Here is a 10,902-nt window from a genome sequence, read left to right on the forward strand (position 1 = left end):
TGCCGCTCGTTCACCGGCCTCCGTCCCACACCATCTGCACGCACTTGTACGATTTCGACTCGACGGGCGAGCGAGGACACGCCCGGCACTCTTCGAGCTGCGACAAGGACGAATCATGGCACGCGTACAGACCGGCGCGCCCCGGTTGCCCGGGTCCCGCGTGAGCGCGTTGTTGTCCTTGCGGTCATGAAGGGACATGGCGTGCCCGCACCCTCGGCAGTTGCGCGTGAACGCCATGCCGGCCTCGCTGAGACCCATGGTCGCGATGCCCGCGGTCCAGCGGCCCGCCTTCCGGGCGCCTTCACCGACGGCACTGTTGGTGCATCGCTTGCAGTCGGGGCAGCCGGTCTGTACGCGTGCCATGATTCGTCCTTGTCGCAGCTCGAAGAGTGCCGGGCGTGTCCTCGCTCGCCCGTCGAGTCGAAATCGTACAAGTGCGTGCAGATGGTGTGGGACGGAGGCCGGTGAACGAGCGGCAGCCATGCCCTTGTTCGGGATGGCCAGGACGCCTGGACCTCGCCGAAGAAGGCGACGGCCTGCGAGGGGTCCGGGCTCTCCAGATGCTTACGCCGTGACGTGGCCGCCGCTGTCGCGCTGGGGCGGTTCACGCCGTACACGGCCACGGAGCGATCGCCGACCGGCCGGGCGAGGGCCCGCCGCCCGGCCGCTCGGCAGTTCTCTCCGGCCGAACGGCGCGGCGCCCATCGGGCACCGCGCCGGAACGGGTGGCTGTGCGGGATGCCGGGATCAGCCGGCGCTGCAGCTGCCGACGGACGGGGACGGGCTGCTGGGTCCGCTGACGGTGAAGCCGAAGGACGTCGACTGTCCCGCGCCCAGGGTGCGGTTGTATCCGACCGGGGTGACGGTCAGGACGTTCCCGCTACGGCTCGAGGTCCCGTTCCAGAGCGAGGTGACCGTCTGGCCGCCGGCCAGCGTAACCGGCACCTTCCAGTCGGTGACGCCGCCGCTGCCCGCCTTGATGGTCACCTCACCGTTGAAGCCGTCGTTCCACGAGCTGGTGGTCCGGTAGGTGGCGGAGCAGGCACCTGACCCCGGAGGGGGCGTGGTCTCCCCGCCCGGAGGCGGAGTGGTCGGCGTGGTCGTGCCGCCGCCCAGGCCGACGCTGGAGCTGCCGGTGCTCTGGTAGCCCTCCGTGGCCATGATCATGTAGTAGTTGAACGCGCCCATCGGCATCCCGGCCGCCTGCCAGGCGTCGAAGTGCACGCCGGTGTTGATGGTGCCGCTGCTGCGCTTGCTCTGCCGGATGCTCCAGTACTGCTGGAACGTCTTGGTGCCCTCCACGGAGGGCTGGTTGGTCCGGGTGGACTCGTAGATGTCGTACGTACCGCCGTCATCGGTGACCGTGCCGCGCCTCGTCCCGGCGGAACCGGGGTTGTACGGACCGAAGTTCTCCACGATGTAGTACTCGACCAGCGGGTTGGCGGTCCATCCGTACAGCGCGAGGTAGCCGTTGCTGCCGGGGTTGAACGAGCCGGAGTAGGTGACGGCCCGGCGGCTGCCGTTGCTCCAGCCGAGTCCGCCGACCCAGTTGTTCACGCCGCTCCACTGGCTGCTGTACGAGCCGGCCGTGTCCGACAGCGTCATGCTGACGGAACCCGGGGTGTCGGTCCAGAAGGAGTAGTAGTAGCCGTTGTGCGTACCGGTCGCGTTGCTGGTGAGGACCGTTGCGGCGCGGGCCGTGCCGGGCAGGAGCAGTCCTGCCGTCCCGGCCGTGACCAGCGCCCCGGCACTTCCGAGGACGAGTTTCCTACGGCTGATGTGCCGTGGGTCGGAGTGGTGGGAGGTGTCGCTCATACGGTGTTTCCTCCTCGCGATTGGCGCGGTCTGTGGCCGATGGACACGCCGAGCACACGTCGGGGTTCATCGGTGAGGTGACACAGCCCGGTCGTGCGCATCACTTGCGCGGCCGGGGGCGACACAACAGTCGGGCCTGGCAAGGGAGTTGTCAACGGTTTCCGTAATGTTTCCGAAAGTCGAGAGAGAGCTTGGAACTCTGCTGCGCTGTTCACTGCGGGTGCAGGTCGGAAACCGAGGGGAGGATGCAAGGATCTTGGTGATCTGGCGACGTCGAAACAGTCCGAGCTTCGAAACTTTCGGAATCCCCGTTCGGTGGCAGGTCCGCGCCCTGCGGCCTGCCGAATGCCTCGGTTCGGCGCGGGAGCGGCGGCGCATGGTGCTCGGCGCCGCCTTCGGCAGCGCCGGTGGCGGGGCACTCCTGCGCGACGCGGCGACGGGTGCTCGGGGCCGGCACCGGAGGTCGCCACGCCCGGGCCCTTGTACCGCTTCCCGGGCGCGGCACCGGTGCGCCGCGCCCCGGTGGCGGGTGGCACACTGGCCGCCCGTTCGCCGAAGGAGCCGCAGTGTCGATGCTCAGCAACCTCCGACGCGCGGTCCGCCGCACCCCGGGCCGTGCCGTGGACCTGAGCCATCCGGCGCGATCGCCGCTGGGCAGTTCGGTCGTGAACTGTGTCGTCTACCGCGACGGCGTACGGCAGGACGGGCACGGAGAGACGTCGAGGACTGCCTGCGGCGGGTACGCAAGACGGGCGACGGGTTCGTCTGGATCGGTCTGCACGAACCGGAACGCGAGGAGTTCGCCGGTCTCGCCGAACTGTTCGACCTGCACCGGCTGGCCATCGACGACGCGGTCCGGGGACATCACCGGCCCAAGGTGGACCGGTACGGCGACATGCTCTTCGCGGTCTTCAAGACCGTCTGTTACGTCGAGCACACGGAGCTCACCGCGACCAGCGAGGTCGTGGACACGGGCGAGCTCATGGCCTTCGTCGGCGTCGATTTCGTCATCACGGTCCGGCACGGCGGGCACGGCTCCCTGGGCCCGCTGAGGAACGAGCTCGAGAGGATTCCCGAGCAGTTGGCCAAGGGTCCTGCCGCGGTACTGCACGCCATAGCCGACCATGTGGTCGACGAGTACACGGCCGTGGCCGACGCCGTGCAGAGCGACATAGAAATCGTGGAGAACGCCGTCTTCAGCGAGCAGAGCGGCGGGGGCGACGCGGGCCGCATCTACCAGATCAAGCGGGAACTGCTGGAGCTGAAGCGGGCGGTGGCGCCGCTGGACCGGCCGCTGCATCAGCTCGCCACACAGCCCGTCCCCGTCGTCGACACGGAGATCCAGGCGTACTTTCGCGACGTGGCCGACCACCTGGCCCGGGCCGCCGAGCAGATCGCCTCCTACGACGCGCTCCTCGACTCCATCCTCCAGGCCCACCTCGCTCAGGTCACTGTCGCCCAGAACGAGGACATGCGCAGGATCACGGCCTGGGCCGCGATAGTCGCCGTGCCGACCATGGTGTGCGGCGTCTACGGCATGAACTTCGACCACATGCCCGAACTCCGCTGGACCTATGGCTATCCCCTCGTCCTCTGTGTCATCGCCACCGCCTGCTTCGTCATCCACCGGGGCTTCCGCCGCAACGGCTGGCTCTGATCCGGCTCGCGGGCTCACTGCCGCGAGCCTGTGGTGTTCGGGAAACCAGCGACGGGCGTAGGGGAGCCATCCGGAGAAGACCGGGGAAGACCGCGTGCGGGTAGGTCGAGCAGCGGTCATGGAGTGCGGAGAGAGAGGGCGAAGAGCCGTGCCAGAGCGTGCACTTGATAGTGACCCGGCCCTACGGGCATAAGTAGACCGGCATCGATCAGTCCCTCCAGGAGAGCCTGTACCTGTAGGGGGTTTCGGTCGAGAAGAGCAGCCGACTCGGACGTGGACAGGAATACGCTGGTCGACGCGCTCAACAGCCGAAAGGCACGAGCTTGCTCAGCTTCCAGCCGTGCGTAGCTCTGCTCCATGACCGGTCGCACCGCGAGGTCGCCGGCCTGCAGTTGAGCCAACCGGCCGGTCTCATCCATGAGTAGTGCTGCCAACGTCGCGATCGTCCAGGTACGGCGGGCCGCCACGCGGGAGGCGGCAATGCGGATGGCCAGAGGCAGGAAGCCGCAGGCGGCAACCACATAGCGGGCCTCGCTGCGCTCCGAGTCGACTCGTTCGGAACCCACGATCCTGGAGAAGTGCTCGAATGCTTCCGCGGGGGACATCACGTCGACGTCGACGAGGTGCGCGCCGGCCAGATCGACCATCCGGACCCGGCTGGTGACCAGGGCCGCGCAGCCTGCCGTGCCGGGGAGCAGGGGGCGTATCTGGGCCGCGTCGTGGGCGTTGTCCAGGAGGACCAGGACGCGGCGGCCGTCCAGTGTGGAGCGGTAGAGTGCGGCGCGCTCGTCCAGTGAGTCGGGGACCGCCGAATCCGGCACGCCGAGCGCCCGCAGGAACGCCCCGAGGACCGTCTCCGGCTCGGCGGAACGGCTGCCCACGCCCTGGAGGTCGACGTAGAGCTGCCCGTCGGGGAAGTGCCAACGGGCCCGGTGCGCCACGTGGACCGCCAGGGTCGTCTTGCCGACGCCGCCGATGCCGGAGAGGACGGTGACCCCGTCCGCGACGGCGAGACGGTCACCGATCTCCCGGGCGAGCGCGGTACGGCCAGTGAAGTCGATGACGGTCGCGGGGAGTTGTGCGGGGCGTTCCTGCGGGCGCTCGGCGTGCCGGGCCGCAGGGGCGGGCTGGTCCGCCGGCCGGGAGAGTTCCTCGTCGGCCTGGAGGATGCGCTGCTGGAGCGTGGCGAGTTCGGGGCGCGGGTCGACGCCCAGTTCCTCGGCGAGCAGGCGGCGGGTGTCGGCGTAGACGGCCAGGGCCTCGGCCTGGCGGCCGCTGCGGTACAGGGCCACCATCAGGAGTTCGCGCAGCCGTTCGCGCAGCGGGTGCGCGGCGGTGAGCGCGGTCAGCTCCGAGACCGCCTCCGCGTGGCAGCCGACCTCCAGGTCCAGGTCGAGGCGGGTCTCGGTCAGCTGGAGCCGCCACTCCTCCAGCCGGCTCCGCTGGTACTCCGCGTACGGCCCGGGCACGGAGGCCAGCGCCTCACCGTCCCACAGGGCCAGTGCCCCGTTGAGAAAGGCCCTGGCCCGCTGGCGGTTGCCGGATGCCCGGTCCTTCTCCGCGTCAGCCGCCAGGTCCTGAGCCATGGTCAGGTCCAGCGCCTCGCGTTCGATTCGTATCGTGTACCCGCCCGATTCGCTCGCCACGACGAGCGGGCCGAGCGTCTTGCGGAGCCGGGAGGCGTAGGTACGAAGCGCCGCCAGCGCCTGGGAGGGCGGGTCCTCGCCCCAGATGGCGTCGATGAGTTCGGCGGCCGTTGCCGTACGCCCGTGCCGCATGAGCAGGGCCGTCAGCAGGGCACGCTGCTGAGGCGAGCCGGACGGCAGTGGCTCCTCACCCCGCCGGGCCCTCACCGGACCGAGCACGGAGAACTGGAGCTCCGGGGATCGCTCCGCGCGTATCGGTGCCACCCCCACGGGCCCGTCACTCGCGCGTATCGCAGGTCTCGTCGTCACGACCACCGATTCCATACCGGTGGGTCTCTGTGGCGGCAGAGGCGGCACAGAGGGGACCTCCTGCCCGAGCACGCGCCGCCAGGCCTCGATCCACAAGGGATGCTCGGCCGGTCCGATCGAGCACGCACTCAGAAATCCCGTCAGCTGGTAGACATCGCGCGGCACGGTACGGCTCCGAACGATGCGGTGCGCTGTGCTGTGCGGGAGACAGCCCGTACCCGCCTGCCTCTCCATCTCACGCATCGACGGCCGGCCGGCCAGCTCGTACAGGGTGCGCAGCCCCGCCTTGAACGAGCCGATACCGTCGATCGTCAGCGGATTGGGTGAGCCTCGTGGCGGGCCGCCGGAGCCGCGGACACAGGCCTGCTGCCACAGTTCCATGGCCTTGTTCTCCGACGCCCCGCAAGCCCGCGCGTACATCCGTACGCTCTGTGCCGTGGGAATCGACTGACCTGATGCCGCCCGTTGAAGGGTCGTCGCGTGGCATGCGGAACGGGCGGCCAGTTCCGCGTACGAGTATCCGCGGGCCGATCGTTGGTCGCGCAGCCATTGGGCCAGCGCGACCAGTGCCTTGTTCGGCGAGGTGATCGGCCTCTCCTTGCGCCCCACCAGCGACGCTCAGGTGGTGGTGACCGCGTGCAGGACGCGGGCGAACCTGCGGCCCGGCGTTCGGCTTCCTCCGCGTACGGCCATCAGCGTGCCCGCCGCCACCACCCCGGCGCCGCTCAGTACGGACAGGACCGACGACGGGCTCAGCCCCGTCGCGGACAGCCCGCACGCCAGCACGGCGATCACGACGATGACGACGGCATCGACGGTGGAGAGCGGGCTGCGGCGGGGGTCACCGTGCACCACACAGTGAGTGGGAACGGACGGATGCGACATGGTCGTGCCTCCTGGGATCGAGAGGCTCCCACGCGTCACGGCGCGAGAGCGTGTGCGGGCTCCAAGTCCTTACGTCCGAGGGGCGTTTGCCGACGCCGATCGGACCTGCATCCTGCCATTGGGGTGACCGTTCGAGGGATACCCTTCACGTCGATTGATGCGTGGGTGTCCACGCCGGTGAGTTCCGTTGACGCGGCAGTTCTGGAAGCCCTCGCCGCCTCGACCAGCAGGTTCGCGTGACGGAGTGAAATCGTTGCCGTCGGGACAGCGTTTAGATGCAGGGGTCATCCCAATCTTCCGGAAGCGAGTTCATCAATCATTCAAGGCCGGGCGGCACTCTTTCCGAGCGCAGATACACCTCCTGACAGTTGCGGGCTCCACCGACGACGATCAGGAACCCCGACGCGATCACGTTGCCGCGTGAGACCGTCTCCGGCCGGCGCCCTCAGCTGAGGGCGCCGACCGGGAAATCAGTGCCCATCGGGCGCGCCGCGCTGTGCTGAGACGCTGGTCCGGCGTCCGGCGTGTGCGCAGCCTTCCGGCGTCTTCCGAGTAACGGCAGGAACTTTTCAGGGACTTGTCGGCCCTGGTCTCGGCCGAGTGCCGAGCCCATGGCCGCCGCCTCAGTCCTGGGCCGTCAGCGGAGGCAGGTCCCAGCTTCCGTCCAGCACGGCCGAGTCGGGCCCGTACATGCGGATGATGACGGAGAAGGGCCCGTCCGGAGCGGGCAGCCAGTTGGCGGCCCGCGCGGGGTCGGCGGGCCGGCCCTTCTGTACGTAGAGGGTCAGGCCGCCGTCGGCGTCGTAGTGGAGGCCTGGGGTGCGGTCGCCGATGGAGTAGCGGTCGATGGGGTTGGCGACGAGGAGGCGTTCGGGGAGCCGGTACATGGTGGCCGACCAGAAGAAGCGGGCGGGCGGCAGTGCGTCGGCGGGGAAGTGGATCGTGTAGGCGCGTCCGGAGGCGTCCGGCGGCCGGTTGCCCCGGTCGTCGACGGCCCAGCCGCCGTACCACGCCTCCTCCGCGGGCAGACCGTAGATTCCCTTGTCGACGCCGACCGCGCGTGTGAGGAAGTCGGTGCCGAGCTGCTCGCGGGTGCCGAAGAGGCCGACGGACTTCACCGCGTGCCGGTTGGCCTCGTCCAGGCGCCCGCGCCCCTCGGTGATGCCCTGCTCGATCGCGGCGCGCACCTCCTCGGGAAGGGTGCCGGGCTCGAAGGTGCCGGTGCCGTCGACACCGAGCCCGGCGAGCCGTTCGCGCAGCTCGCGCACCTCGTCCCGTACGGGGAAGAAGGGCAGGAGGAAGTCGAGTACGGCGAAGAACTCGGCGGAGTCCATGCAGTCCTCGCGCCAGATGGGCCAGGCGGGCTCGTCGGCGGGCCCGGGGGTGGCGATGCCGGTGAACTCGGACAGCGGACGCAGTACGTACTGCTCCTGGACCCCCTTCAGCGTGGCCACGTCGTTTGGCCCCGCAAGGTAGGTGCGCCCCAGGATCCCGACGAACTGGGTCGCGGCCCGCACCACGCCGCTGATCCCGTCCGGCGGGGGGCCGGTCCACTCCGGCCCGGCGATCGGGTAGTCACCGGCGTCCTGCCCGGTGGTGCGGGCGCCGACGAAACCGGCATGGACGGTGTCGAGGTCATGGAAGGGGAGCACGTAGTAGCGGTCGCCGATGGCGGGCACGGACACCACCCACGGCTCGGCGCGCAGATCGAGCCAGCCCCAGGAGTACGGAGTGTCGTTGTTCGGCGTGACGATGTCCGTGTTGTCGGGGGTGAAGGGCTGCGGGTAGTGCCTGAAGCGCCCGAACCCGCCGGTGTAGCGCGGGTCGTCGGAGTCGACGGCCTGCGGGTACAGGGTCCGGTAGTTCTGGAGGAGCGCGAAGCCCCAGATCCAGCCGTCGGCCGCGGTGGCACGCACGATGTCGGCAGCGGGGTACTCCATGGGCGGGCTCCTGACACACGGGGAATGAACGAGTCACTCGGGGCTGATGTCGCCCAGCCGCCAGCTGCGGTCGAAGTACGGCTCCAGCGGCCCGTAGAACCGGAAGTAGGAGAACCAGTGCCTGCCGGGCAGCGTCTGTACCCAGTTCGCCTCGTCCGCCGCGTCGTCGGGCGGCTCCGGTCCGAAGTACAGGTCGACCGAACCGTCGTCGTTGTAGCGGAGCTCGTCGCGCGAGCCGCGGTCGCCGCGCTGTTGCGGGTTGTCGATCAGACAGCGGGTGGCGATGTCGTAGACGGTCGCGGACCAGAACAGTTTGGCGGGCGGATCGGCCGGCACATGAAGGCGGTAGTTCCGCGCCCCGTCGAGCCACTGCCCGTCCGCATCGGTGTAGGCCGCCAGGTACGCCTGCCCGAGCCCGGGCGTCTGCGACTTCATGGCGGCGGAAAAGCTCACGGCTTCGTAGAACCAGGCCGCGCGCTCCAGCAGCTGGTCGTGGTGCTCGGCTCGCTGGTCGGACCGGTCCAGCATCAGTACCAGGTCCCACTGCCGGTCGGGCCAGTAGCGCGCTCCGTCGAACCGTTTGGCGAAGGAGTTCGCCTGCGCCATCAACTCCCCGGTGGCGGAGGCCCGTTCCAGGATGCCGGCCAATCGCTCGTCGGGAGTGAACGGCTTCCCCTTACTGGGAGCGGCTGCACGGGATCTTCCAGTCGGAGGTCGTCGACGAGCGCGACCGGTTCTATCTGGCCATGCTCAAGCAAGTGGGGATCGAGCCGACCAGGAACGTGGCGCTGCCCATCATGAGCAACGTCACGACCAGCATGTTTTTCCGGCCCAGGCGGTCGCCGAAGTGGCCGAAGATGATGCCGCCGAGCGGGCGGGCGAGGAAGCCGACCCAGAACGTGGCGAAGGAGGCGAGCACACCGGCCGCCGGGGACGCGTCGGGAAAGAAGAGCTTCCCGAAGACGAGTGCGGACGCCGTCCCGTAGATATAGAAGTCGTACCACTCGATCGTGGTACCGACGAACGAGGCGAGGCCTGCGCGGCGGGCCTGGGCGGACATGGAGCCTCCGAGGGGCTGAAGGGGAACAGCCACCGTTTGGGTTCGCCCTCCCATGCTGTCTAATACTTGATTGTTGGGAAAGCGATACCTGTGAGGCATGGCCGCAGGGCATATGGGGTGAACGAAGATGGAACTGAGAGTGCTGCGCTACTTCCTCGCGGTCGCCGAGGAGGAATCCGTCACCGCTGCCGCGCGCCGGGTGCGGGTCGCCCAGCCCTCCCTCTCACGCCAGCTCCGCGGGCTGGAGGCGGATCTCGGCGTGGACCTGTTCACACGGCGCCCCGGTTCACTCACACTCAGCGCCGCGGGCCAGCGCTTCCGGCCGATCGCACGCGACCTCGTTCGGCGCGCCGAGCAGGCGGCGGAGACGATGGCGGCGGCCGGGCGGGGCGCGTCGGCTGCCCTGACCGTCGTCGCCGCCCCTTCGACGGTCACCTATCTGCTGGCGCCCTTCATGGCGGGCGGTGGGGGCGGGGCGGATCTGCGTGATGCCGTCCAAGAAGAACCGAGCAAGGTGTTCGAGACCCTCCTGCGCAGCGACGCCGACTTCGGCATCTCCACCATCCCCGCACCGGCCCCGTTGGAGTCGGCGTTCCTGGGGCGTACACCGGTCATCGCGCAGGTGCCGCCTGACCACCCATGGGCGGGACGGAGCGCCGTCGACCTGGCAGACCTCGTCACCGAGCCGCTCATCCTCATGACCCGCTCGAACGTGGCACGCCTGGTCGTCGACGAGGCCATCTCCCGAGCAGGACTCGTGCCGGCGGGAGTGTCCGAGACGGGGTCGTCAGCCTTCGCCCAGGCGCTGTCCGCAGCAGGGCGGGGAGTGTGCCTCGTCACCGACCACGCTCGGTTCGGTCTGACGGAACTCCTCGTCCGTACCCACGAAGGGGCGCTCACCGTGCCCTTGTACGCGGGGTGGGACACCGGCCACTACGCACGGCCGGCGATTCTGGAGATGGTCGAAGGGCTGCGTGAATACTGCGCGCATGAGCTGAACCGGATCTCGTAGCCCACCCGCCGTCACCCCGCCCCCGGCCCCCGTCGCCCCTTGAAATTGATCTTCATGGTGTCCATGTCCGTTGCGGTGGACCGCAGTTCGCCGTGCCCGTAACCGGCCTTCCGCAGCACCGTCTCCGCGCGGTCCTCGGCGATCGCGGCGGCCATCTCCTCGCCGTCCTCGGCGTCCGACACCACCACGTACCGGAAGCTGAAGTGCTTGAGCACGCGGTCGTAGGTCAGCGACCCCTCCTCGCTGAACTGCATCGCGGCCAGGCCGTGCTGCTCCACCTCCGCCAGCAGGCGCTCGCGGGCCTCGTCCGTGAGCCCTTCCCACGTGCCGCGCACGATCACCCGGTACGTGTGCTGCGTGCCCATCGTGTCCCGCCGTTCCTGTCGCATTCCGCAAATCGATTGAGGTGACAGCCTACGGCGCGAAGGATGGGGCGCATGCGGAATATCGTGSTGCTCGACGCCGAGGACGGCGAGGAGATGGCCGCCGCGATCGCCGAGGACCGCGCGGAGACGGTGCTGCGGAAGGCCGGTTACGGGCACGGCGAACTGCGGTCCACCGCAACGGACATGGACACC

6 protein-coding genes and 5 pseudogenes are annotated in these 10,902 nt (G+C 69.4%); 3 read left to right on the forward strand and 8 right to left on the reverse strand.

All coding sequences use genetic code 11. The annotated features are described in order from the left end of the window. Nucleotides 1–747: 747 nt before the first annotated feature. Entirely contained in the window at nucleotides 748–1,815 is a 1,068-nt protein-coding gene (locus EAO72_RS15275; RefSeq protein WP_148017883.1) for a glycoside hydrolase family 11 protein, read from the reverse strand. A 572-nt stretch (nucleotides 1,816–2,387) separates the two neighbouring features. On the opposite strand from EAO72_RS15275, the pseudogene EAO72_RS15280 reads away from it, so the two are divergent. Further along, nucleotides 2,388–3,472, forward strand: a pseudogene (locus EAO72_RS15280) (magnesium and cobalt transport protein CorA). Between the two features lie 137 nt (nucleotides 3,473–3,609). On the opposite strand, the pseudogene EAO72_RS15285 reads toward EAO72_RS15280, so the two are convergent. The 6 genes and pseudogenes from EAO72_RS15285 to EAO72_RS15305 form a co-directional block, all read right to left on the reverse strand. Beyond that, nucleotides 3,610–5,409: pseudogene (locus EAO72_RS15285) on the reverse strand (AfsR/SARP family transcriptional regulator); the annotation flags it as partial. A 417-nt stretch (nucleotides 5,410–5,826) separates the two neighbouring features. Continuing rightward, nucleotides 5,827–6,036: pseudogene (locus EAO72_RS43055) on the reverse strand (helix-turn-helix domain-containing protein); the annotation flags it as partial. Nucleotides 6,037–6,045: 9 nt separating this feature from the next. Beyond that, on the reverse strand, nucleotides 6,046–6,312 hold the full coding sequence (locus EAO72_RS15290; protein ID WP_148017885.1) for a hypothetical protein: 267 nt from the start codon (nucleotides 6,310–6,312) through the stop codon (nucleotides 6,046–6,048). A gap of 623 nt (nucleotides 6,313–6,935) precedes the next feature. Further along, nucleotides 6,936–8,252 (reverse strand): DUF1254 domain-containing protein, encoded by a 1,317-nt coding sequence (locus tag EAO72_RS15295; protein WP_148017886.1) that lies wholly within the window; start codon nucleotides 8,250–8,252, stop codon nucleotides 6,936–6,938. A gap of 33 nt (nucleotides 8,253–8,285) precedes the next feature. Beyond that, nucleotides 8,286–8,900, reverse strand: coding sequence for a DUF1214 domain-containing protein (locus EAO72_RS15300; protein WP_222724090.1), 615 nt, complete (start codon nucleotides 8,898–8,900; stop codon nucleotides 8,286–8,288). 109 nt (nucleotides 8,901–9,009) lie between these two features. Further along, nucleotides 9,010–9,312, reverse strand: a pseudogene (locus EAO72_RS15305) (MFS transporter); the annotation flags it as partial. A gap of 127 nt (nucleotides 9,313–9,439) precedes the next feature. Here EAO72_RS15305 and EAO72_RS15310 point away from each other — a divergent pair. Then, nucleotides 9,440–10,324, forward strand: coding sequence for a LysR family transcriptional regulator (locus tag EAO72_RS15310; RefSeq protein WP_148017887.1), 885 nt, complete (start codon nucleotides 9,440–9,442; stop codon nucleotides 10,322–10,324). Nucleotides 10,325–10,335: 11 nt separating this feature from the next. Here the strand turns inward: EAO72_RS15310 and EAO72_RS15315 are convergent, their stop codons facing one another. Continuing rightward, entirely contained in the window at nucleotides 10,336–10,689 is a 354-nt protein-coding gene (locus EAO72_RS15315) for a DUF6204 family protein (protein ID WP_148017888.1), read from the reverse strand. 75 nt (nucleotides 10,690–10,764) lie between these two features. Between EAO72_RS15315 and EAO72_RS41960 the strand changes: the two are divergent. Continuing rightward, nucleotides 10,765–10,902 (forward strand): annotated as a pseudogene (locus EAO72_RS41960) (DUF6204 family protein); the annotation flags it as partial.

The sequence above is a fragment of the Streptomyces sp. OR43 genome (assembly GCF_008042275.1).
Lineage (GTDB): Bacteria > Actinomycetota > Actinomycetes > Streptomycetales > Streptomycetaceae > Streptomyces.